Raw genomic sequence first — 22,814 nt, forward strand, 5'->3', positions numbered from 1 at the left:
CACTGGAGCTCACATGACCCCCAACATCTCCACCACCGTTTCGCCTGTAGCACCTACTGCCGCTGCGGCGTCATCGGCGTCCGCTGAGCCGACGTCCAACTCCTCGATTGCACTTCACGAACCGTCAACGGCAGAGTCAGCTGAAGCAGCAGCAGCAGCAGCAGCGATCGCGGCCCCTGCCCCGCTCAGCCGCAGGCTCGTAGCCTTCCATGCGCTGCTCATCATCGCGGTCGCCGGCCTCGCCAGCACCTTCCCCAGCCATGCCCTGGATCTTGTCGCTTTCAGCGGCATCACCGGCCCGTTGACCTCGGCGCTCACGCAGATCTCCGCGCTCGGACCGGGCATCAAGGCGCTGGTGGGGTTCGTGGGCTTCGTCGTCGCGCTGATCTCGTTGTCGGCGATGCGCAACTTCTCCTCAGTGCTGTTCTACGTGGGTCTGGCCATCTTCGCCGCGGTGGGGCTCGTCATCGCGGGCGCCATCATGGGCGCCGTGGTCTGAGCCGTCGCGGGCGTTGCCAATCATCCCCTGCAATCAGCAGCCACTGCCGGGAGGCCCTATGCAAACGGACACCTACATCCCGCGGCGTCTTGACGACCAGTGGAAGATCGGTTTTTGGGATGTCGACGTGGCTGCGCCCGTCGTTTTCATGTTCTTCGCTGGATACCTGGCAGGCAACAAGCTGGCGTTTGCCCTCTGCGTGGGCGTCGGCCTAGGCGTTGCTCGCTGGATGTCGCGCATCAAGGCTGACAAGCATCCCGCCTTCGCCATCCACTGGCTGTACTGGCATCTGCCAACCAACCCCATCACTGCGCTGCGCGCGACGCCGCCATCACACCTGCGTCGGATGGTCGGTTAGGTCCGTCACGTAGGGTTGGATTGGTCAGGTCGTCCAGCCGCGGTCAAGTCGGTCAAGTCGCTCAAGTCGGCAAGGTCGGCAAGGTCGGCAAGGTCGGCAAGGTCGGCAAGGTCGGTTAGGTGGGCTAGGTGGGCTAGGCGGGCTAGGTGGGCCCAGTCGATCCTCTCAGCGCCAATCGGAGGCACACATGGACTTCGAACGCTTCAAAAGCGACATCGGTGAACTGCAACGGCGCAACCGCGGGTTGGGTTTCACGGTCGGTGCGCTGGCGGCGAGCCTGTTGCTCTCGTTGATCGTCGTCTTCAATCTCCTGGGCACAGTACGAACCGTCGTCGTGCCGCCGTCGATCAACAAGTCCTTCTGGGTGACGCGCGACAGGGCGTCTGTCGAGCTGCTCGAGCAAATGGGCAGCTTCATCGCCTGGCTGGTGCTGGACGTCAGCCCAAGCTCGATCGACTGGAAGAAGGACCTGCTGCTGGGCTACGTAGATCCGCTCCAGCACGGGGCGCTCAAGACGCGCCAGGAGGTGGAGTCCGAGCGCCTCAAGCGCATCAATGCGGCGACCTCGTTCGCGCCGCAGCAACTGGTGGCCAGCGAGGCCAGCCAGTCTCTGGTGGTACGTGGGCGGCTGCGCACTCTCGTCAACGGGTTTGAGACCGCCAACGAACTCAAGGCCTACCGGATTGATTTCGGCTACGCCGGCGCGCGCATGCACGTGGCCGCTTTCAAGGAGGTGCCGTATGCCGTCAAGTGACGTGAGCATCGCAGGCCGCGTCTCGCCAGCGGCCGCCTGCGACGCGCATCGGCTGTCGTGGGACAAGCTTGGATCCCGCATGCATGCAATGCGCTCGCCGCCCCGCAGCGGGTCGGGGCATCGGTCGATCGCCCCACAGGGGCTCGGCGCGATGGCACTGTCGCTCGCACTGCACGCGCACGCGCTCCAGGTGTTGGAAGCCATCGACGGCGTCGCCGTGCAAGGCGTCATCTCGATCAAGGAGCCCACGCGCATCCGCATCGAGGGTGGCGCCATCACGGACGTGGTGGGCAACATCTTCTCCACCCGCTGCGCGCCACCGCCGGCGGGACCCATGGCGTCAGGCCGTTCGTTGGCCGGCTTTGGCAACGACGGCGCCGCCCTTCCAGGCAGCCCGACCGTCCCTTCCGACCCCAACGGAACCGCTGGCCCTGTCGGTGTCGGCCCGAACAATTCCATCGGTCCTATTCCCCCTTCTATTCCGGCAGCCCGATCAGCCCGATCAGCCCGGTCAGCTCCGTCACCCCAATCAACCCGGGCGGCGACGTGGTGCTGGAGTGCGACCCCGACAAGGGGGAGGTGTATGTGCGCCCGGTGGGCGTCAGCGACAAGCCGATCAACCTGTTCGTGTCCTCGGCGACTGCCACCTACACCTTGATCCTGACACGCGCGGATACGCCCGCCGACACGGTCCTGATCAGGGACAAGACGCCGCCGGCCCTGCGTCGCTTCACGAGAAGCACCCCCACCACCTCAGGCATGCCTCAAGCGGTAAGCCCTGCCCCCAGCCATGTTCGTGCGATGAAAGCGTTGTTGGTGGCGATGGCCTCCGACCGGATCCCGACCGACGTGCGTGTGGACGAGGCGCCGCGTCTCGTGCCACTCTGGACGGGGGTCAAGTTCTCGCTGCTTCGCGTGTACGAGGGCCGTGGCGTGACCGGCGAGCAGTACTCGCTGCAGAACGTCAACGATCTGCCGATCGTGCTGACCGAGCAGGAGTTCGACCGTCCCGCAGCCTCCCCCGGCGGCGAGATCACAGGCGTGGCCATCGAGCGACACGCGTTGCAGCCCGGTGAGTCGACGCTCGTGTACGTGATCCGCCGTGGAGGCGCCCGATGACGCGCCCCACGTTGTCCCCTCGGTCACTGGCCGCGTTGCGCAAGGGCGTTCGCGCACGCCTGGATCAGATGTCCCCACGCCAGCGACAGTGCGCCCTGCTGACCGCACTGCTCGCAAGCGGCATCGGCGTGCTCTGGCTCGTTTTGAGCCTGAGCACCCCCGCCCCCGTGTCCACGACCCAGGACCTGCCTGCGGACCAGAGGGCGAGCGTTACCAACATCGGCGTGCTGCCGCCAGGCGCTCAGATCAACCCGGTCGATCAGTGGGTCGGGACAGCCGGGCGAAAGCTCGCCCAATATGAGAGCGAGCGGGAGGAACAGGGTCGCCTCAACAAGGACCGCCAGTCCTTCGAGACGCGCACGATGCAGCGCTTCGCGGAGCTCGAGCAACGACTGACGTCCGCGCAACAAGGCGCGGCCTCGCGGGGCGTGTCACCGGACGTGCCACAGCAGTCAGCGGGACCGGGCGCGCCGCCCTTCCCGTCGGATCTCTCTTCGGACTCGCCCATGGGAATGCCGCCAGCGGGAGCGTTGCCGCGATCGACATCGCGCGCGACATCGCCCGCCACATCGCCCGCGACATCGATCTCGGAATCGAACTCGGAATCGCCAGCAAATTCGGCCTCAACTACGGCCGCAACTACGGCCGCAACATCAGCCGCGACCTTGCCCGCGATGGCGACGAGGACGCCGCCGGGCGCGCATGCCGGTTCGCGGCCACCTCCGCTGCCATTTGCTCCTGCGCTCGTTGCAGCGCCCCTGATCGTGCGCGTCAGCCTCGCCGCGGCGCCCCCGATCCCGGGAAACGCCCTGGACGCGGCTCATCCGGTTGGATCGCCAGCGGGCAACTTCGTGCCGGCGCCGGCCGCAGCGGATGCGACTGTGGCTGCGACTGTGGCTGCGGCTGCGGCTGCGGCTACGACCGCGGCTGAAACCGTGGCCACCTTCCTGCCCGTGAGTTTCACGCGCGGTACCTTGCTCGGTGGCCTGGACGCACCGACCGGGGGCAGTCCCAATCCAATCCTCACCCGGTCTTGATCCGGCTGTCCGACAACACCGTGCTACCCAACCGTTTCCGCGGCGAGTATCGCGACTGCTTCGTCATTGCCGCCGGTTACGGTGACATCAGCGCCGAGCGTGCCTATCTGCGCACGGAGAGCCTGTCATGCGTACGGGACGACGGCGCCACGCTGGAGGTGCGCATCCAGGGCAGCGTCTACGGCGAGGACGGCAAGGTGGGCATGCGGGGCCGCCTGGTCACGAAGCAAGGCCAGATGCTGGCCAACGCCTTGCTGGCCGGCGTGGTCAGTGGCATCGGCCAGGGTCTTTCCACGGCCAACACGAGTTACAGCTCATCTCCGCTCGGTACAACGGCCAGCACCGACAGCAGCGCTGACGCCTACCGTGCCGGGCTGGGCAGCGGCGTGGGCAAGGCGCTAGACCGTCTGGCGCAGTACTACATCAAGCTCGCCGAGAACACCTTCCCCGTCATCGAAGTCGACGCGGGCAGGGAGATCGATGTCGTGATCACAAAGGGCGTGCGGATCGACGTGCCGATGTCGAGCGCCGCTAGCGCGCACGCGAGCTTTGTTGGCGACGGCGATGGCGACCGCAGTCGCGATCGCAGTGAACGGAGTGGCGAACGCAATGCCGGCCGCAATGCCAATTGGGACGCGGGACGCGCCACGGGAGCACGCGGCCGGTCTCCCCGTTTCTCCTCTCCTGAGACCCGCTACCTGGAGGCGTTCAACGATGACCTGTACTGAACCGCTGCGGCCGGGAAGCCGTATTCGGGACGGCCGTATTCGGGACGGCCGCATTCGGGGCGACCGCATTCGGGACGACCGCATTCGGGCACGCCGCCTTGCTGCCCTTGCAATTGCACGCGCTGTTGTCACATGCGCGGTGCTGGTCCCGCTCAGTGCTCCAACCTGGGCGCAACGCAGCGATGCACGGCTTGAGCGCACCTCGGAGGCCAAACCGTGCACGGCCGCTTCAGACGCATCGAACGCAGCGAACGAATCCGGCGCATCCCAAGCGGCCCATGCGGGAAATGCAGCCCATGCGGCCCATGCGGCCGATATAGCAGACCCATCATCCTCGGCGCGGCCGTCAGCGCGGGAAATCCGGTCGGCGGAGTGGGCGGCGATGGCGAGCTCGCCGACCAGATCGACTGCGATCGTCCAGCGCAGATCGAGGCGTGGTGACGCGCACACCACGCTGCAGGCGAACTTGCGCGCAGCGCATCCCGGCACGCGTTTCAGCGACATCGTGCGCACGGAGGTGCCGGACCTGTTCGAGGTCTGGATGAACGGGACCGTGGCGTATGTCTCCGCGCGAAACCCGCGCTTCTTCATCTTCGGGCGGCTCTACGACACGCAGACCATGCGCGACCTGACCGGATCTCGCGTGCCCGAGTCCGGGCCAGCTCGAAACGCCGCCGGTTCCGGCGGCACTGAAGCGGGTGCGGACGCTGGCGTTACAGCAGCTGCACGGCCCAGTGCTGACGCTGCGGAGTCGGACAGCAACGGCGCGAGCGACATGGCTGGCGCGGATGCTGGAGAAGCAGCTGCGTCAGATTGGGCCGACAGCCCGCCCATCGATGTGAAGCGGCTTCCGCTGCACGATGCGATCCGCACGGTGCGCGGCGCAGGCCGGCGCACCCTGGCGATCTTCAGCGATCCCGGCTGTGGCTACTGCAGACAACTCGAGTCCGAACTCGCAGGGCTCGACGACGTCACGATCTACACGTTCCTCGTGCCATTTCAGGGCCACGACCTCCCCGTATCGATCTGGTGCGCTGCGGACCGCGGGCGCGCGTGGCAGCAGTGGATGTCGAGCGGTCGCGCCGCGCCGCAGTCGCGGGCCGCCGCCTGTGATCATCCCCTTGACCGAAATCTGGCACTGGCTCGCCGCTTGCGCGTGAACGCGACCCCGACGCTCATCTGGGCCGATGGGACCAGGTCGACCGGATCGCTCGCCCGCGAAGCGATTGAGGCCCGGCTCATCGCAACCGCGTTCACTCCGTCTCGTCCGGGTACCGCTGGCGACCGAAGGATGTCCCCCCTCGACCAGTGCTGCCAGGCCGACCGGTCCTGCTAGCTCGCCCGTTCCTGCCAGTCAGACCATCGCGACCTTCCCGACAGTCCCGACCGTTCCCGCCGTTCCCGCCGTTCCCGCAATCCCGGGCGTCCCGACCGATCTGCTCCGAAAAGACTCACCGCTGGAGCGCAAGCCATGATGACGCAACAAATCCTCCGCGCCGCTCCGCGGCTGCGTCCTTGGCAAGATCGGTCCGCGCGTGCGGCGCGTGCGGCGCGTGCCTCGATCACAGGCCCGTGCGCGTCAACCGCTGTCGCCTGCCTGCTGAGTGGCTGCCTGAACCTGTCAGGGCTGGGGGGCGAGTCCAAGTACGCCTGCGCCGCGCCCGAAGGCGTGACCTGTCAGTCGGTTGCCGGCACCTATGCCAACGCCGTGCGTAACGGCGCGGCGACGCCATCGTTCAGCCAAGGGCCGGTAGGCGCCGCCACTGCGACCGCAGCTCGCCCGCGCCAGCCTGCAACGGACTTGCTCCAACAGCGCGCCCCGATCGACGGACCCAACGCCGATGCGGCACTCTTCAATGGCCTGCCGGCCGACGCGCTTCGCACCCAGGCCCGCGTGCTGAGGTTGTGGACGAAGGCCTGGGAGGATGCGGATGGCGACCTCTGGGATCAGGGTTACGTCTACGTGCAGATCACCAACGGTGGCTGGCGCATCGATCACGTACATCAGAAGATCCGCGCGCGCAATGCGCCGATCCGTCCGCTGTCGGCAGCCTCGTCCAGCGCGAACGCCGCCGCGGCACGACCTTCGATGGCTATGCCCGAAGACGGGCGCCAGGGCGCGTTGACCGCCACGCCGACTGTTGTTCTTCCTCCCGCGCCAACCTCGCGCGACTCGCCGCGGCTCCCATGAGATCCGTTATGGACCTCCACTCCAGCGACGTCTCAAGTTCTGGCAGCTCGTTTGGCGCAAAGCCTTCACCCCAGCCACGAACGCAGCCACGAACGCAGCCTCGAACACGACCTCGAACTTCTCCCTGAACGCCGACACGACCACCGCCACGACCACCGCCACGATCGCCGCCATGAAATCCGCCACGCCTCCTCTTGATCGACCTCAGGGTGAACCAGCCCTCGAATCATCCGCCGTGCCGTCGTTGGCACCGGTTCTCGCCCCTGCCATGGCGCCACACGGTCCAGCCTGCGCGCCGCACGGGCCGACAGTCGAAGTCGAAGTCGAAGTCGAAGTCGGAGCCCGAGCCCGAGCCGGAGCCCGAGCCGGAGCCCGAGCCGGAGTGGGAGTCGGAGCCGGACTCGGCGTTGGGATCAAAGTCGAATCCGTTGCTGCTGCCCATACAGGCTCCGCTCAGGGGTCCGACGCCCCTCCCGCTGAGCCGCTGACCCGGGCGTCACACGAGTCCTCGTGCACGTCGCCCGAGCCGTCGCCCGAGCCGTCGTATGAGCCGTCGTATGAGCCGTCGTATGAGCGGTCGTCCGAGCAGTCGCCTCAGGGCTCGCCCCGTCGCACGTTCAAGCGATCGCTCAGTCGATCGCTCAAGCGGCCGGTCGGGCGGCCGTTCGGGCGGCCGTTCGAGCGGTCGCCAAATTGGTCGCCGCCGGGGTCGACCGATCCAACGCTCCGGTCCCCTTCGTCGCCGCTGTCATCGCTCCTGGGTCTTCGCGGCGTGTCGCAGTCACCCGCCGAGCAATTCGCCAGTTGGCTGCCATACGCCGCCTTTCTGAGAGAGGAACGGATCTTCGTCAACCGGGACGGCATGGGCTTCCTGCTGGAGGTGACCCCCCAGTCTGGCGCCGACGAGCGCATGACTGAAGTGCTGGTCTCTCTGTATGCGAGCTGCCCGCCCGAGACGGGACTCCAATTCCACCTCTTCGCGTCTCCGCACGTGCGACACCGGCTGCGGGCGTACACCAATCTCCGGATTGAGGACGACGACCAGGCGGAACGCGCGCGCACCGAAGGCGCTCCGGTGCCCAACTTGAACCTGTTCAGGCGTCTGGCAAGGCAGCGGGTGACTCATCTGTTGCACGGCACACAGCACTCGATGACGACGGGCTTTCACTACACCCTGCGGGACTTCCGGCTGATGTTGAGTGTGGCGTTACCCGGCGAAGCCGAAGACATGAGTCGGCGCGAAACGCTCCTGGCACTGCGCGACTCCATGCGGGCAACACTGCGCTCCGCACTCCTTCCCAGCAAGGTCTGCGACGCGGCCGATCTCATCAACTGGTGTGCCCTCTTCACCAATCCGGACCGCATCGCCCATTCCGACGAGCCGGACCTGAACTACGACGACGACCGCTGGCTGCATTACGACGACGGCCGGGAGATCCGCGACCAGATCGTGGACTTCGACACCGTCCAGGACGCCACCGCCAACGGCCTGACCTTGTGGAAGGAAACCATCCCGCAGGTTCTGGAGGCCAGGTTCTACTCCGTCAAGAGCTTCCCCGAACGTTTCGCGCTGTGGCAGATGGGCTCGCTCATCGGCGACCTGATGCAGCCGTCGCTCCAGTACACGGCGCCGTTCCTGATCACGCTGGGCGTGCACGTGCTGGATCCGAGCACCATCAAATCCACCGTCACCGCCAACCACGTGCGCGCGACGCAGAACGCGAAGTCCAAGATGGCCGACGTGATGCCGGACGTGCGCAAGAAGCTGGACGACTGGGCGGCCGCAGCCGAGGCGATCGACACGGGCGGCAGCCTCGTGAGCCTGTACATGCAGCTGGCGACCTTCACCACGCCGCAGCGCGCCGGCGCCGCGCACGAGGCGGCCAACGCCATCTGGCGCGCACGCGGCTTCCAGCTCAACGCCGACGCCTACCTGCATCGGCAGGCCTTGCTCGCCAGCTTGCCGATGACACTGACGCCGCGCTTCCATCGGGACCTCACCAAGATGCGCCGCGTGACCCGCAAGACCATGGCCAACGCGATCCACATGGCGCCTCTGATCGCCGAGTGGCGGGGCACGCCCACGCCAGCGCTTGTCTTCGGCGGGCGCCGCGGCCAGCTGATGACGCTGGACCTCTACGACAACGACCTGGGCAACTACAACTTCGCCATCATCGGCGCACCGGGCTCGGGAAAGTCCGTCCTGATGAACGAGCTGGCTTGGTCCTACCGCGCGGTCGGCGCCAAAGTGTGGATGCTCGACCTGGGGCGCAGCTTCGAGAAACTCTGTCGCAAGGCAGGCGGCACCTACATCGAGTTCCGCCCCGACGTGGCGCTGTGCCTGAACCCGTTCTCCGTCGTGCGCGACATCCACGAGGACCTCGACATGCTGGTGCCGGGCATCTCCAAGATGGCCTCCATGCAGCACCCGTTGGAGGAAGTTCAGTACAAGGCCATCTCCGCCATGGTGCTCAAGCTCTGGCGCGCGTACGGATGCGATCTGACGATCACCGGGCTGCGCGATGCGTTTCGCTCCGGAACGCTGGAAGAGCTCGGCATGGTGGGCGACCAGCGCATCAAGGACCTGGCCATCATGCTCAACCCCTACGCCAAGGGCGGGCAATACGAGCGCTTTTTCGAAGGCCGGGCCAACGTCGACTTCTCCAACGACTTCATCGTCATCGAGAACGAAGAGCTCAAGCGACGCCCGGACCTCCACGCCGTCGTCAACATCTTGCTGCTGCACCAGATCACCGGCGAGATGTACCTCACGCGCAATCGGCGCAAGGTGCTGTTCATCGACGAGCTCAAGCAGCAACTCGGCGACGTCGGCGCGGACGACCCCGTCAAGGCGGCGGTCGTGGAGGAAGCCGCCCGTCGCGCGCGCAAGTACGGCGGCGCGCTCGGCACTGCCACGCAAAGTGCCGACGACTACTACGGCTCGGCGCAGATGGAGGCCGCTTTCAACTGCTCGGACTGGGTGTTCCTCCTGCGCCAGAAGCCCGAATCCATCGAAATGCTCGATCGCAAGGGACGCCTGGCGATGGACGAGTCCAAGAAGCGGCTGCTGAACTCGTTGCGCACCGAGGCAGGTGCGTTTTCCGAGCTCTACATCTCCTCGCCCGTGGGCGAAGGCGTGGCGCGCACGATCCTCGATCCGGCCACCCACCTGCTGTTTTCCAACAAGCTCGAAGACAACGCCCCGCTGGACGCCTTGCGGGCACAGGGCTTGTCGATCGACGAGGCGATCACAACGCTGCTGCGTCAGCGGGGGCATGCGCTATGAGCCGGCCAGCCGTTGCGCTCCTGGTCAGCGCCCTGCGTCAAATGGGTGCCGCCACCGTTGCCGCGAGCCTGGTCACCGCCCTCGCGCTGCAGGCCTATGACCGCTTCGTGCTGCGTCCGGCGCTGACGGTGGGCGTGGTCGATCTCGCCGAGGTCTACCGCGCCAAAGAGGCCGAGTTCACGCGCTTGCTGACTCGAGCCAGCACCGAGGAAGACCGTGAGCGGGCGTTGGCCCTGGCGCGGGCATTCGCGAGGCGTCTGCCGGCGGCGCTGGACGAGCTGCCCAGGGAGTGCGCCTGCGTGGTGTTGGCCAAGTCAGCAGTCGCAGGCGCGCCGCACGCCCGCGACCTCACTCCGCTGTTGCGGCAGAAGGTGCACCTGCCATGACCAACGAATCCAGGGGGCGCGAGGCCGCTTCCGTCCCTTCCGTCCCTTCCGTCCCTTCCGTCCCCTCCGCCGCGTTGGCGCATTCCGCGCCATGCGCTCATTCGGCCCCATCAGTCTCGTCTGCCGGGTCGATCCGACATCGCCGCCGGCCACGCGAGTGGCAGCGCTGCTGCCAGCACTTCTGGCAGCACTTCTGGCAGCGCCAGAAACATTCACACCGAGAGCTCATGGGGATGATGCGTCGGCGTTGGTATCTCGTGGCTCCCGTCGTGGCGATCTGGGTCTTGGCTTACATCCGCCTCTTCATCGCCCCCACGCCGCGCATGCCGCTGGTTTTCAACTGGACGCCCAGCCTGCCTTATCACGTGGCGTGGATGCACGTCGGCCCGCGCACGCCCGGTCGCGGCGACCTCATCGTGTTCGCGTTCTCCGGCGGGACGCCGAAGCCGTTTCCCGGCCTGCAGGGACAGCCTTTCTTCAAACGCGTCCGGGGACTACCCGGTGACGTGATCACGGTCCAGGGTCGCACGGTCCTGGTCAATGGCGAGCCGATGGGGCTGGCGAAGCCGTTCACGCATGACCGCCGGCCCCTGACGCCCATCGCACCCCTCGTCATCCCACCGGGTCAGTTCTACGTGCAGGGCGCCAGCGCGGACAGCTTCGATTCCCGTTACCAAGAGAGCGGCCTCGTAGCGCAGGGGCAGATTGTTGCCCGTGTCCACCCGTTGTTCTGAGGAGCAGCCGAATGCATCGCTATCGTTCGCTCATCAGCAGGTATGTCGATCACTGCAAGCGTTGCCTGCACTGCACGAGCCAGATACGACAGCGCGGCTTGTGGCATCGCGACTGTCGCCCCGGTCGCCCTGGTCGCCCTGGCGATCCTTGTCCCCAGAGGCACCGCCAACACTGGTCAAATTTCTCGCGAGGCCGCAAGGGCGAGCGCCGCAGCTGGGCGCGTTTTTGGAGGCACCACGAGACGTATCGCAGCGGGATGGTCCGCGTGCTCGTCGGGGCCGCTGCCGTCGCCTTCATCGTCGTCATCACAGCAGTGACCACATGCGCAGCCGTGGCGCTCATCGCCCTATGCGCTTCGGCCAACGCCGCCTTTGCTCAGAGCAGCCCTGCATTCGGCGCGCTCACTCGGGAGGACCCTCCTGCGCCGTCGATGTCGACCAACGCGTTTGCAGGGGATGTCGATGCGATGTCGCTGGCCGACTATCTGGGGCTGCTGCGACAGATCTCGCCGGCTGCGGAACAGGGTGCTCGAGATTTTCTCGCGGCTTTCCTGCTGCGTTGCGGGCGGGAGATGACGACCCCGGAACTCCATCGATCGTTTGCCGGAACGGCCGGCGACCCGGTGCTGATGGGTTTCATCCGCGCAGCGCAGCGCCAGGATCCAAGCGATCGCCGTGACCTGACGCGGTATCTGCGGTGTTCCGCTGGAGCGGCTCGATGAAAAGCGATCCGCTTACTCAGATCCCAGCTCCGGGCACGGCCCGAGATGCCGCATGTGCCTCGCTCCCGTCGCGAGCCACACACGCCTTGAAACGCACAAGCCGTTCACACCACCAGCCGACTGTCCCGAGCGAGGGGGCGCCGAGAGCGGCCGCCCACACAGTCGCCCGCACCGCCGTCCCCGCGGCCGTCCTCGCCGCCACCTTTGCCGCCATCCGCTTTGGCCTCTCGCCGGCCATCCCCGCGACCTTGGCAACGTGCGCCATCACCGCCATCACCGCCATCGCCCTCCCGGTCGCCCCGGCCATGGCCGCCGAGGCGGCGGCACCCGACGCCGGCACCTTGGGTCCCACCTATCCGATCACCGAAGCTCACCTGCTGCAGATGATCGAGCAGCGTTTGAGAGAGGCCGCGCGAACGGGCGAGCTCTCGCGCATCGAGGACGAGGCCCGCAGCCGCGGCGCGCACGCGGTCCGTCATCCCACACCGGTTGCCGAGATCGTCACCACCCGGGTCGCGCGGAGCTTCCTCTTCGATCCGACGTTCGTGCTGGGCCGCAACGTGCTCGGACCTCGCGGAGAACTGCTCTTCCCAGCGGGCACGAAGAAGAATCCGCTCGACGTGACATCTCTGAGCCGGCCGCTGCTGTTCTTCGACGCACGCGACAGCCGCCAGGTCCGACAAGCCCACACAGTCATCACTCAGCACCAAGGGCGCGTGAAACCGATCCTGACGGCGGGCTCATACCTGGAATTGATGCACGTCTGGCGTACCCCCGTCTACTACGACCAGGGCGGCATGCTGACGCGTCGGCTCGGGATTCGGCAGGTGCCGGCGATGGTGACGCAACAAGGTCAGCGACTGCGTGTCGACGAGCTGGAGGTCGCCCCATGAGATGGCTTTCACCCGCCGCTGCGCGTTTCATGCGCCTCGTCGGACGCGCGAGCCGGAGCCTGCACCCGCGCGCCTCAGTGCACATCCGACGCGATATCCCGCGGGGCATCCCAGGGGTCATCGCACGCGACTCATCACGAGTCGCCACGGAGCTCAACGGCGCGGTGACGACACTCTCGGCAATCCGCGCCGCCGCCCCGGCCGGCATGCTGATCGCGATGATCATCGCTTTCGCTCCCGTGGATGCGGCGCGCGCCGCCGGCGCCGGGACCTGCACCGGCCAGTTCCCCAACCCGATCACCGACATCTGCTGGAGCTGCATCCTGCCCATCAGCATCGGCAGCGTGCGGCTCGGGAATCTGGGTGAACAGGAAGACATCGACAACCCATCGAGCCCGCTGTGCAGTTGCGGCACCAACCCGACCATCGGCCTCACCGTGGGGTTCTGGGAACCCGCGCGCCATGTCGAAGCCGTGCGCAAGCCGTTCTGCCTGGTGTCCCTGGGCGGCCTCGACCTGAACCCGGGACTGCCCTCGCCCGAAGGCGCGCGCTACACACATGCGGAAGGCGACGGAGACGGCGGGGCGTTCTACCAGGCCCATTTCTACGTGAACCCGGTCCTGTTCTATCTCGAGGCCGTGGCCGACTTTCCCTGCCTTGAGCGCGGCTCGTTCGATCTGACCTACCTCACCGAAGTCGATCCTTTGTGGGGCGATGACGAGCTCACCCTGATCCTCAATCCGGACGCCGTGCTGTTTGCCAATCCGGCAAGCGTCGCGGCGTGTGCGGCGGACTGCGTCGCCGCGTCGGCCGGGTTCGGTATTCCCGAGCTCTTCTGGTGCGCGGGCTGCCAGGGTGGGCTGTACCCGATGAATGGGCACGTGCCCTACCACCTCGGCGGCGTGCGCACCGCCGCGCTGATGGCGCAGCGGCTCACCGCCAAGATGCATCGTGAACTCGTGGCCTGGGGCTGGCACGGCCAGCGCGGACTGTGCGGTCCGTACTTCGAGCCCGTCATGGACAAGCGTGCCTACAAGACCCAACTCACCTATCCCACTCCCAACACGACCAAGGAAGCGGGCAAGTGTTGTCAGCCGTTCGGGCGCACGACGGTCCTGTGGGGTGCCGGCAAGGAGTACCCCGTTCGCGGCGAGGACTTCGCCTTCATGTTGTTCCGAAAGAGGAACTGCTGTGTCGGCTACTGATCTCATCATGGCGCCCGGCTGGATCGCGGCCCGGGCCGTCGAACGCGCCATCGCCCGTGTCATCGCACTCGCCATCACGGTGGCGATGTCCTCGCCATGCTGGCTGGGCTCGGCGGAGGCGCAGGTACTGTCGACCCCGGCGACAGCGTCCGCGTCCGCGTCCGCCGCTGCCGCTGCCGTCGCGGCCCCCGCCGTCTCAGTCCCGCGTCGTCGCTTAGGAGCCGGCACTCAGACGGAGACGAGGACCGCGACCGGTATTGCGACCGGTACTGCGACCGGTAGTGCGACCGGCACTGCGACCACACCCGTCATGCCGCGCATCACCGACGAGGACATTCGACGGGCGCAGCGGGAGACCCGTACGCCCACACCCGCGGACATCGAGGTCGTGCGCCGTCTGCACGGGACGCAGGGACTGCCACGGGACCTGCAACGGGACCTGCAACGTCATCCGGGGCTTGCGACCGCTCAGGGCCAGCCATCACCGTCTTCGCAGGCACCACGCCTCGACGCCCTGCCGCTGCCGCTGTCCAATACGCCGATCGATCTCGAGGCCATCGCGCGCAGCTATGCGGCGCAGGCGGAAGGGCCCCCACCAAACGGCGCCACCACGGCCCCCGGGCTGCTGGTATTCGTGAGCTTGTCGATGCCCCGACCCACCTTGCAAAGGCTGCTCGCGCAGGCGGCGCGCGCACGCGCTGCCGTGGTGCTGCGGGGATTCGTCAACGGCTCGTTGCGCGAGACGGTCCAACTCGTGCAGCCGCTCCTCGGCGCCACGCAGGTGGCGCTCCAGATCGACCCACCGGCCTTCGATCGGTTCGATGTGCAGCGCGTGCCGACCTTCGTGCTGGTGCGAGACGGCGCGCGACCCCAGTCCTGCGCGAGTGGCACGTGTGCGCCGGCCGCGGATTTCGTGCGCGTTGCCGGCGACGTCAGCCTCGACTACGCACTGGCGCACATGCGCCGGACGCGGCCCGACTTCCGGCACTCCGCGCAGCTCTTCCTTGCCCGACTCGCCGCACACGGTGTGGACCGCGACGTAGCCGGAACCGGAACCGGAATCGGAACCGGGATGAAGATCGAAGCTGGCCCGGGCGCCGGCAATGTCCCGCGTGCTGGGGGTGATGGCGGCGATGGTGGTGTCGGACACAGGACCGAGGTCGGGGTCGGGGTCGGGGTCGGCGTCGGCGTCGGCGTCGGCGTCGGCGTCGGCATTCGCGAGACCGGCGCGGGTCGCGGCCTGCACAAGCACTGAGGTGTTGACATGCCCCTCCCTCATCAAATCGTGGTGTGGCTGACGGCGCTGGCCATGTCGCTCTCGCCACCCGCACGAATCGCGCATGCCGCGAGCCCCCATGAGGAGGGATTGGCGGCGGGCCAGGCGGCCAATCCGCTCATACGCGGCAGGGTCACTGCACCGAGTGCGTCCGGGCTGGTGCCGGGCTACACGACCACACCGCCGGAGCGTCGGTACTACGGCCAGCCCAGCCTCTCCGGTGCCGCCGATGCGCAGTTCGCGGCGTGCCGTTCGCTGCCAGGCGACCCGGTCTGCCAGGCGCTGCTCGGCGCCCGGGCCTCGGCCAGCACGCCGCGCGATCCGCTCTCGGCGAACGATCCCGCAATACTCGACGCCCGACGCATCATCGGCGATCCCTCCGGGCAACTCGGGGACATCGCCGCTTACTACCGCGGCTGCGAGGCCGGCAACTGCCCGGCCAACGTGTTCTGTCTTGGCGGCAACTGCTTCGAGACCCGTCACGCGAACGACCCCGACTTCGCCCGCGCCATGTCTTTCCTGGAGGCCGCGCGTGAGGCCGGGGTCTATCTCGATCCGGCCGCTCTGAAGGTGTTCCAAGGAGAGCCTGCCCGGTGCCGCGACCGGCTGCTCAAGAACTGCTGCCATGCCGACTCCGCCGGGGCGGGCATGAGCAACCAGAGCATGTTCGGCGTGGGATCGCGCCTCGTCTACGACGTGCTGATGAACGCCAACAACCGCCAGTTCCTGTACCAGGGCATGCAGGCGCTGCTGATGGGCGGTGGCTTCGCCGGCACGTTCACGACCTACGGTGTGACCGTTGCCGTGAATGGCGCCGCCCTGCCTGCCGGCTCGGCGGTGCTGTATTCGGGCCAAAGCGTCGTGGTCGCCTTCGATCCGTGGAGCCTGGCCATCGCCGTGGTGATCTACATCGTCATGTCGATGATGTCGTGCGACGAAGAAGAGGGAAAGCTCGCGATGAAGGAAGGCGCACGGCTGTGCCACGCCGTGGGCACCTACTGTTCGTCGTGCATCCGGGTGCTGGGGCACTGCGTCTCATGCACCACGCACACGACCAAGAAGTGCTGCTTCAACTCGTCGCTGGCACGCCTCATCAACGAGCAAGGACGCGCCCAGCTGCGCAAAGGCTGGGGTTCCGCGCAGAACCCCGACTGCTCGGGTTTTACCGTCGCGCAACTCCAGCGGCTGGATTTCTCGCGGCTGGACTTGCGCGAGTTCTATGCGTCCATCGTGCCCCGTCTCCCGGATGCGAGCGCAATTCGGAACCGCAACGCCACGCAGGCCACCCGTTGCTACCTGGGACAAGGCCAATGCCAATGACCTCGCCCGCATCGGAGCTCAGTTCGCATCCCACGCGGCGCCCTGCACTGGCCTCCCCGGCCCCGCATGCCGTTTGGTGGCCATTCGACACGATGGTGTCGTGCACGCTCAGCAGCACGCAGGTGTTTGGCTGCGGTCCTATGGGCGCCGCGTTGCTCGTGCTCGTCGCCCTTTGCGGGGGGACCGTTCGTGCGCAAGGCCTCGCGCAAGGCCTCGCGCGTGTCCCCGTACCGGACGCCCGACCGTTGCTGCTGGCAGCGCTCGCCGCGGCCGATGGCACCGCGCGCGGCATCCTGACCGGCGAGCTAGCCGATGCCATCACGCGCCGCTTCGACGCCACCAGCCCCGTGTACATCGATGTCACGACCCTGCGGCGGTATCAGCAGACGGGATGTGCGCGGCTCAACGTGCTCTTCTGGCAGGAGGGCGTCAAGCTGCCGGGAGTGGCTGCGCCGCGCCGCCAGACGATCGAATTCGGCTTGAACTACTGCGCCGACGGCTTGCCGCCGCGTTCGCTGCGTTAGGAACGCCATGCGTCGCCTCGCCTTCGCCTGCCTTCGCAGGCTCACCCGGCTCACCCGGCTCACCCGGCTCAGCTGGCTCAGCTGGCTCAGTTGGTTAGGGTGCCTGGGGTGCGTGTCGCTCCTGGCCGGGCCCTTTTGCATGCGGGCGGCACTGGCGCAAGCGCCTGTGCTGCGCGACCCGGTTCGCGTCGAGACCCCAGCCCCACGCAAGGCGGCCTCAGCCCCAAGTGCGGAACGCCCGCGCGACGCGCGTGTCGCGTACTGGGCAGATGGCTGGCGCGGCTGGCACTTCTATGAGGATCCAGACCTCGAAGCCAGTCCGGATCGCCAGGCGCCGCTGCGCTCCAAACATGACGATGGCACTCCTCCAAGGCGCGCTACCTCGCCCGCACAAGCCCCTGCTGCTGCTGAGCGCGCACCAGAACTGGTGGAGTTCGAGCAATTGCAAAGGACCCTGCAGGACCTTCGCCACATCGCGATCATGCGGCCCACCGAAGTCAACGTACGCCGCTACATGGCACTCGAGGCCAGCGTCGTCGCGCGCGCATCCCACTTCGCCGACGTGGCGCAACGCGTGGCGTGGGCCACGCCAGAACTCGATCCGACCGTCCAAGGCAGACCCGTGAACGCCAAGGCGTTGGAGGTGTTCGAGCAGCGCCAGCGCGACGATCGGTCGAGCACCGTTGACGCGCTGGGACGGGACCATGTGCTGCTCTTCTTCTTCCGCTCGGACTGCCCGTACTGCCACGCCTTCGCGCCGACGCTGCGCGGCTTCGAGGAACGCCATGACCTGCAGGTCGTGCCGGTCAGCCTGGACGGCGGGCCTCTCCCGAACTATCCGAGTCCCCGACGGGATAACGGCATCGCCAGCGCCCTGAAGGTCACCCAGGTGCCTGCGGTCTTCCTCGCCCAACCCTTCAACGCCACGATCACACCGATCGGGTTCGGCGTGCTCTCCGAATCCCAACTGCTCGAACGCATCGCCACCGTGTCGACGCCCGAGTCGCAGGCGATGCTGCCGGGCGCCATGCGGCGCCTGGCGCTGCCGTAGGAGAACCTGATGCAAATGCCCAAGATCCCAGGCCCCGATCGCGACCGTGCCGCACGGGTGAGCCGCCAGCGCCCGGTCCCGTCGCTGCGCCGCAGGCCTCGACTGCTGCGCCGCAGGCCTCGACTTCGCGCTTCGTTCCCTGGCCTCTCGCTCCTTAGCCGGCCATTCCTCCGCCGGTCGTTCCCGCACCGGTCGTTCCTGCACCGGTCGTCCCTGCACCGGTCGTCCCTGCACCGGTCCTTCCTGCACCGGTCGTTCCTGCACCGATCCATGGTCTGCGTCTCGATGCTTCTGATGGGCCTGCCCGGCCACGCCGGTGACCTCAACGCGGAAGTGAACACCATGTTCAATCAGCTCGGCGCCATCGGGAACTACACCGCCCCCGGCGCGTTTCGCGGTCAGGCGTACAACACCTACACCGGGGGCAGCCTCATGATGCGTTCCCCCAACAAGGTCTATCAACTCGCCGCCATCCAGTTCCCCAACGCGAAGGCCGGCTGCGGCGGGATCGACATCTTCGGCGGCTCCTTCTCCCACATCTCCGCCGAAGAGTTCAAGAACATGCTGCGCAACATCACGGCCGCGCTGCCGGGCATCGCGTTCCAGCTCGCGCTCGAGTCCGTCTCACCGATGCTGGGCGGGCTGACGAAATGGGCCAAGGGCCTGGAGACCTGGATCAACAACGCGCGCATCAACTCCTGCGAGACTGCCAAGGCCATCGTGAGCACGGCCGCGGAGGCGGCGGGCTACAGCTCGCAGGAGAGCTGCGCCGACCTCGCCATCGAACTGGGCATGGAAAGCGACCGCGACGCCGCCCGCCGCCGGTGCAAATCCGACCGACCGGGCATCCTGGGCGCGGCCCGCGCCTCCGGCGATCCCGGGCTGAGAAACCGCGCCCCCTTCGTCGGCAACCTGACGTGGAAGGCCCTGCAGCACGCCGGCGCCTACCTCGACGATCAGGAACGCGAGCTCATCATGAGCATCGTCGGTACCGTCCTGTACTACCCGGAGGAATCGGGGCGGGATCCCGACCCCGTCGCCCCGACGCTGACCTCGATCGGCCAATTGCTCTACGGGCAGGCCGCGGGCGCCGACGCCGAGGTGGTCCAGCACCTGCTGCGATGCAACGACTACGTCAACTGCGACGTGGTCAGCGTCAATACGGCCTACCGGCACGTGCCGTTCACGGCGCGCGTGGAGACGCTGATGCGCTCGATCGCCGCCAAGATCGCGACCCGCGCGCCCATCCCGAACAATTCCCCCGAGGTGGGCTTCGTGAACCAGACCACCGAGCCCGTCTACCGGATGCTGTCGATCGGGGCCAGCATCCCCGGCTCCGGCCTGGCCGACAGCCTCATCGCGCAGTACCGCGACGTCATCGCCGCGGACTATGCCTACGTGTTCCTCGAGCGCAGCCTGCGCCTGGGCATGGCGGCGCTGGACAAGGATTACACGCTGCAGCAGCCCCAGCGCGAACAGGCCAACCGCGTGCGCCAGCGCGCGCAGGCGATGCTGCAGCAGCTGTCCCAGGAGAAGGGGCTGCTCTACCAAAAGGTCGGATCATTTCGCGCGGTGGCCGGCCACCTGGAACAGCTCGAGCGTCAGCTGCGATCGAGCATGCCCCAAAGCGTGGCGGACATGCTGGGGCAGCAGTCCGCATCGATGTCGCGCTGACCAGGCGCCGCGGCCAGGCCGACCTGGCCAGGGTGCCAGGGTACCGACCATCTCGGCCTGCCTTCGATCCCTGCGCTTGCATCGTCGGAGATCCGCATGTGGGAAATCTACGCCTACCAGAACGCCGACAGCCTGTTCGGCGTGTTCAACGCGTGCGCGGCCATCCACGCCTCGGGCGACTACGCCAGCGCCGTGGCGGCCGTCGCCTTCTGCGGCTTCGTCGCCGCCCTGCTCGCCTACGCGTTCGCGCCGGAAAAGCTCCAGGGCTGGAAATGGCTGGCGTCCGTCACCTTGGTCGTCGCGCTGCTGATCGTTCCCAAGGTGAGTGTGGGCATCATCGACAAGACGGGCGGCGCGCCCGTGAAGGTGGTCGATAACGTGCCTCTGGGCGTGGCGCTCCTGGGCAGCGTCACTAGCACCATCGGTCACACGCTGACAGGCCTGTTCGAGACCGCGTTCCAGCAACTGCCCGGCAACGCCGCGCAGCCGCAGGAGCTGCGCTACGAGCAGCACGGCCTCATGTTTGGCAACCGCCTGGTGCGCGAGACCGCCGCCGTCGTCTTCCAGGATCCGGGCTTTCGCACCGACCTGATCAATTTCATCCACAACTGCACGACCTACGACCTCCTCGACGGCACGCTGGACGCCACGACCTTCTCGGCGTCCAGCGACGTCTGGCCGCTGATGGGCACGCCCAATCCGGCGCGCTTCACCACCGTGTCGTCTCTTGCATCTTCGGGTGGCGGGGGCAGCGGCATGGGCATCGGCATCGACACCTGCCCCAACGTCTATCAGGTCCTCCAAGCACGACTTCCCGCCCAGCTCACGCGCGTGCAGGGGCGGCTTGCCTTCCAGCTCAATCCCACGCTCCCCGCCGCGGCCGCCGCCAGCGTCATCGCCGCCCAGATCCAGCAGGCCTACCTCAGGAACAGCATCGCCGACGCCGCGGCCAGCGCGGCGGACATCGTGCGCCAGAACGCCATGCTCAACGTGATCCAGGACAGCGCAACGCTGGTGGGGCAGAAGGTCAACGATCCCGCCGCGATGGTGCTGGCCGTGGGGCGGGCCCAGGCCGTGGCCCAGAAAAACGCGTCGTGGCTCAACTACGGCAAGGTGGCCGAGCAGGCCCTGCCCGTGTTGCGCAACGTGATCGAGGCGGTGGCTTACGCGATGTTCCCACTTTTCGTCTTGCTGCTGCTCATGACCAGCGGGCGCGAGACCATGCTCGCGTTCAAGGGCTATGCGGGGCTGCTCATCTGGATTCAGCTGTGGCCGCCCCTGTACGCGATCCTGAACTACATGGCCTCGGTCTACGCCGCCTACGATCTCGCCGCGGCGGCGGACCTGGGCACCGGCGCCAAGGCCCTGTCGCTGCAGACCGCCTCCAGCATCTATTCACGCGCCATCTCCGGCGAGGCCGTGGTGGGCTACCTCTCGATCAGCATCCCGTTCATCGCCTGGGCCGCGCTCAAGCGCATGGAGACCGTCGGGACGGCCCTGGTCGGCGGGCTGTCCGGCCTGCAAGCGGCGCTCTCGGGCGCCACCTCGTCCGCGGCGGTGGGCAACACGTCGATGGGCAACGTGGCCATGGACCAGCTCCAGCTTTCGCCCAACCGGTCCTCGGCGTTCATGAACCGCTGGCAGGACGACCTGAGCGGCGACACCTTCACCGCCGGCGTGCTGGGCGGCCGCACGGCGGTGAGCTTGCTGCGCAACCAGGGCTACGCGTCGCGCGTGGTCTCCAGCCGCGTGTCCGAGCAGGACGTCCAGGACGCCAGCCGGCAGGTGGCGGCGGCGCGCAGCGAATCGGTGTCTGCCCTCCAGGAGCGCTCGGCGGTGCTGGCCGAGTCCTTCACCAAGGGCCTGGCCAAGCTGCATGCCAGCCGCAGCGCCACCGGCACCACCACCAGCGGGTTCGAGCAGTATGGCGAGAACCTCAACCGCCTGGACCAGATCAGCAAGAGCGTGGCCGACACGACGGGATTCACCCAGAGCCAGAGTGCGCGCATTGCGCTTGGCGCGGCGGCGCGGCTGGGCGTCAGCACCCCGCTGGCCGGTCTGCAGGGCAACGTGGCGGCGGACAAGAGCTATCTCTCGTCCTTGTCCAAGGCCGAACAGCGGGTGGTGTCGGCCATGACCAATGAGCAGCTGTCGGAGTTCAAGCAATTTGGCGATCGCGTCTCGCGGGACCGCTCCTTCGCGACGCTCGTGTCCTCGGATGCGCGAGAGGCGCGAGAGCTCGCGGCTCGTCTGAGTGCTTCCGCGTCGCGATCGGAGCGTGCGGACGCGACCCTGGTGCACAGCACGGCGGTGTCCGAGCGCATGGCGCGCGCCTACGAGCGCGGTGAAACCATCGCCATCGACATCGCGCAGGATCCGCACAACGTGGCGATGTTCACGCGCTTTGCGCAGCGCTACGGGGGCACCAGTGCGTCGGCGATGGTGCTGATGGACGCCGAACTGGCCAGGCAGTCGCCGCGCCCCCACCGCATCTTCTCCGACGGCGCCAGCGTTCCGGGCGGGGCCGCCGACGTCCGGCGGGCCCATGAGCAAGATCGCGAGTCAACGTCGCTGCGTGTCGATCCACGTGCGATGAACGACTCCCACAGGCAAGCCGTCGAGCGGGCGTCCTGGACCGAGCAGTCGCCGAAGGCGCCACCTCAGACGCGCTCTCGGCGCTCCGAGTTCCAGCAGGCGGGAACAAGCGTTCGCGATCGCGTCGACGACGCGGCGGGATCGCCGGGCAGCCAGCCTCGCGCCGGGGCCACCGCGGACGGGACGCTGCGGTCGTCGGAGTCGCTCCTGTCCCGATCGGCCAAGCAGGTTGCGGCCGATGCGGGGTCCGTGATCGACGACGCCACCAAAGCGGTGAAGCGCGCGCTCGATGACTGAGCACCTTCACCACCGCAGACCGGGGCCGCATTTATCCCTGGGACCTGTGGACAAAGCTGTTGGCTCTGCCTGCAGGTGCATCGCAAGCCGTTGTTCTATATCGCAAAAGCTTGTTCTGCCCGCAAATGAGGCAAGCGGGCGCCTGACGACTGAATTTGAGACTGA

At 67.4% G+C, this 22,814-nt stretch carries 20 protein-coding genes; all 20 read left to right on the forward strand.

Going from position 1 to position 22,814, the window contains the following annotated elements; genetic code table 11:
- Positions 1 to 13 precede the first annotated feature (13 nt).
- Positions 14 to 499, forward strand: a complete 486-nt coding sequence (locus ACQ86G_RS24080) for a hypothetical protein (RefSeq protein WP_431257668.1) — start codon at positions 14 to 16, stop codon at positions 497 to 499.
- Between the two features lie 58 nt (positions 500 to 557).
- Positions 558 to 857, forward strand: coding sequence for a type IV conjugative transfer system protein TraL (gene traL / locus ACQ86G_RS24085; protein ID WP_431257669.1), 300 nt, complete (start codon positions 558 to 560; stop codon positions 855 to 857).
- Positions 858 to 1,044: 187 nt separating this feature from the next.
- Entirely contained in the window at positions 1,045 to 1,611 is a 567-nt protein-coding gene (gene traE, locus ACQ86G_RS24090) for a type IV conjugative transfer system protein TraE (RefSeq protein WP_431257670.1), read from the forward strand.
- A gap of 546 nt (positions 1,612 to 2,157) precedes the next feature.
- Complete coding sequence (locus tag ACQ86G_RS24095; RefSeq protein ID WP_431257671.1) at positions 2,158 to 2,730, forward strand: TraK domain-containing protein; 573 nt, start codon at positions 2,158 to 2,160, stop codon at positions 2,728 to 2,730.
- Positions 2,727 to 3,767 carry a hypothetical protein gene (locus ACQ86G_RS24100; RefSeq protein ID WP_431257672.1) on the forward strand — a complete coding sequence of 347 codons (1,041 nt, stop codon included), beginning with the start codon at positions 2,727 to 2,729 and terminating at the stop codon, positions 3,765 to 3,767. The genes ACQ86G_RS24095 and ACQ86G_RS24100 overlap by 4 nt, the downstream gene beginning before the upstream one ends.
- Entirely contained in the window at positions 3,764 to 4,495 is a 732-nt protein-coding gene (locus ACQ86G_RS24105; protein ID WP_431257673.1) for a TraB/VirB10 family protein, read from the forward strand. The genes ACQ86G_RS24100 and ACQ86G_RS24105 overlap by 4 nt, the downstream gene beginning before the upstream one ends.
- 382 nt (positions 4,496 to 4,877) lie before the next feature.
- Positions 4,878 to 5,831 (forward strand): DsbC family protein, encoded by a 954-nt coding sequence (locus ACQ86G_RS24110; protein ID WP_431257674.1) that lies wholly within the window; start codon positions 4,878 to 4,880, stop codon positions 5,829 to 5,831.
- 135 nt (positions 5,832 to 5,966) lie between these two features.
- Complete coding sequence (locus ACQ86G_RS24115; RefSeq protein ID WP_431257675.1) at positions 5,967 to 6,686, forward strand: TraV family lipoprotein; 720 nt, start codon at positions 5,967 to 5,969, stop codon at positions 6,684 to 6,686.
- A gap of 382 nt (positions 6,687 to 7,068) precedes the next feature.
- Entirely contained in the window at positions 7,069 to 9,972 is a 2,904-nt protein-coding gene (gene traC, locus ACQ86G_RS24120; RefSeq protein WP_431257676.1) for a type IV secretion system protein TraC, read from the forward strand.
- Between the two features lie 41 nt (positions 9,973 to 10,013).
- Complete coding sequence (locus ACQ86G_RS24125) at positions 10,014 to 10,358, forward strand: hypothetical protein (RefSeq protein ID WP_431257677.1); 345 nt, start codon at positions 10,014 to 10,016, stop codon at positions 10,356 to 10,358.
- Positions 10,359 to 10,585: 227 nt separating this feature from the next.
- Complete coding sequence (gene traF, locus ACQ86G_RS24130) at positions 10,586 to 11,092, forward strand: conjugative transfer signal peptidase TraF (protein ID WP_431257678.1); 507 nt, start codon at positions 10,586 to 10,588, stop codon at positions 11,090 to 11,092.
- A gap of 257 nt (positions 11,093 to 11,349) precedes the next feature.
- Entirely contained in the window at positions 11,350 to 11,814 is a 465-nt protein-coding gene (locus ACQ86G_RS24135) for a hypothetical protein (RefSeq protein WP_431257679.1), read from the forward strand.
- An 86-nt stretch (positions 11,815 to 11,900) separates the two neighbouring features.
- Positions 11,901 to 12,707: a type-F conjugative transfer system protein TraW gene (gene traW / locus ACQ86G_RS24140; protein WP_431257680.1), complete on the forward strand. Its 807-nt coding sequence runs from the start codon at positions 11,901 to 11,903 to the stop codon at positions 12,705 to 12,707.
- A 206-nt stretch (positions 12,708 to 12,913) separates the two neighbouring features.
- Positions 12,914 to 13,912 (forward strand): TraU family protein, encoded by a 999-nt coding sequence (locus tag ACQ86G_RS24145; protein ID WP_431261484.1) that lies wholly within the window; start codon positions 12,914 to 12,916, stop codon positions 13,910 to 13,912.
- Between the two features lie 310 nt (positions 13,913 to 14,222).
- Positions 14,223 to 15,167 (forward strand): type-F conjugative transfer system pilin assembly protein TrbC, encoded by a 945-nt coding sequence (gene trbC / locus ACQ86G_RS24150; RefSeq protein WP_431257681.1) that lies wholly within the window; start codon positions 14,223 to 14,225, stop codon positions 15,165 to 15,167.
- Positions 15,168 to 15,176: 9 nt separating this feature from the next.
- Positions 15,177 to 16,508: a conjugal transfer protein TraN gene (gene traN, locus ACQ86G_RS24155; RefSeq protein WP_431257682.1), complete on the forward strand. Its 1,332-nt coding sequence runs from the start codon at positions 15,177 to 15,179 to the stop codon at positions 16,506 to 16,508.
- 158 nt (positions 16,509 to 16,666) lie between these two features.
- Positions 16,667 to 17,032: a hypothetical protein gene (locus ACQ86G_RS24160; RefSeq protein WP_431261485.1), complete on the forward strand. Its 366-nt coding sequence runs from the start codon at positions 16,667 to 16,669 to the stop codon at positions 17,030 to 17,032.
- A 7-nt stretch (positions 17,033 to 17,039) separates the two neighbouring features.
- Complete coding sequence (traF, locus tag ACQ86G_RS24165; RefSeq protein ID WP_431257683.1) at positions 17,040 to 18,083, forward strand: conjugal transfer protein TraF; 1,044 nt, start codon at positions 17,040 to 17,042, stop codon at positions 18,081 to 18,083.
- A gap of 270 nt (positions 18,084 to 18,353) precedes the next feature.
- Positions 18,354 to 19,757 (forward strand): conjugal transfer protein TraH, encoded by a 1,404-nt coding sequence (locus tag ACQ86G_RS24170; protein ID WP_431257684.1) that lies wholly within the window; start codon positions 18,354 to 18,356, stop codon positions 19,755 to 19,757.
- A 96-nt stretch (positions 19,758 to 19,853) separates the two neighbouring features.
- Positions 19,854 to 22,649 (forward strand): conjugal transfer protein TraG N-terminal domain-containing protein, encoded by a 2,796-nt coding sequence (locus ACQ86G_RS24175; protein WP_431257685.1) that lies wholly within the window; start codon positions 19,854 to 19,856, stop codon positions 22,647 to 22,649.
- The last annotated feature ends 165 nt before the right edge of the window (positions 22,650 to 22,814 follow it).

It is taken from the genome of Roseateles chitinivorans (assembly GCF_050632145.1).
Taxonomy (GTDB): domain Bacteria; phylum Pseudomonadota; class Gammaproteobacteria; order Burkholderiales; family Burkholderiaceae_C; genus Roseateles; species Roseateles chitinivorans_B.

Coding starts and splice junctions, on each gene's coding strand:
- ACQ86G_RS24175 (WP_431257685.1), top strand. CDS start 19,854: ATGTGGGAAATCTACGCCTACCAGAACGCCGACAGCCTGTTCGGCGTG.
- ACQ86G_RS24125 (WP_431257677.1), top strand. CDS start 10,014: ATGGGTGCCGCCACCGTTGCCGCGAGCCTGGTCACCGCCCTCGCGCTG.
- ACQ86G_RS24100 (WP_431257672.1), top strand. CDS start 2,727: ATGACGCGCCCCACGTTGTCCCCTCGGTCACTGGCCGCGTTGCGCAAG.
- trbC (WP_431257681.1), top strand. CDS start 14,223: ATGCCGCGCATCACCGACGAGGACATTCGACGGGCGCAGCGGGAGACC.
- traE (WP_431257670.1), top strand. CDS start 1,045: ATGGACTTCGAACGCTTCAAAAGCGACATCGGTGAACTGCAACGGCGC.
- ACQ86G_RS24080 (WP_431257668.1), top strand. CDS start 14: ATGACCCCCAACATCTCCACCACCGTTTCGCCTGTAGCACCTACTGCC.
- traN (WP_431257682.1), top strand. CDS start 15,177: ATGCCCCTCCCTCATCAAATCGTGGTGTGGCTGACGGCGCTGGCCATG.
- ACQ86G_RS24115 (WP_431257675.1), top strand. CDS start 5,967: ATGATGACGCAACAAATCCTCCGCGCCGCTCCGCGGCTGCGTCCTTGG.
- ACQ86G_RS24170 (WP_431257684.1), top strand. CDS start 18,354: ATGGTCTGCGTCTCGATGCTTCTGATGGGCCTGCCCGGCCACGCCGGT.
- ACQ86G_RS24135 (WP_431257679.1), top strand. CDS start 11,350: ATGGTCCGCGTGCTCGTCGGGGCCGCTGCCGTCGCCTTCATCGTCGTC.
- ACQ86G_RS24110 (WP_431257674.1), top strand. CDS start 4,878: ATGGCGAGCTCGCCGACCAGATCGACTGCGATCGTCCAGCGCAGATCG.
- traF (WP_431257683.1), top strand. CDS start 17,040: ATGCGTCGCCTCGCCTTCGCCTGCCTTCGCAGGCTCACCCGGCTCACC.
- traF (WP_431257678.1), top strand. CDS start 10,586: ATGGGGATGATGCGTCGGCGTTGGTATCTCGTGGCTCCCGTCGTGGCG.
- traL (WP_431257669.1), top strand. CDS start 558: ATGCAAACGGACACCTACATCCCGCGGCGTCTTGACGACCAGTGGAAG.
- ACQ86G_RS24145 (WP_431261484.1), top strand. CDS start 12,914: ATGCTGATCGCGATGATCATCGCTTTCGCTCCCGTGGATGCGGCGCGC.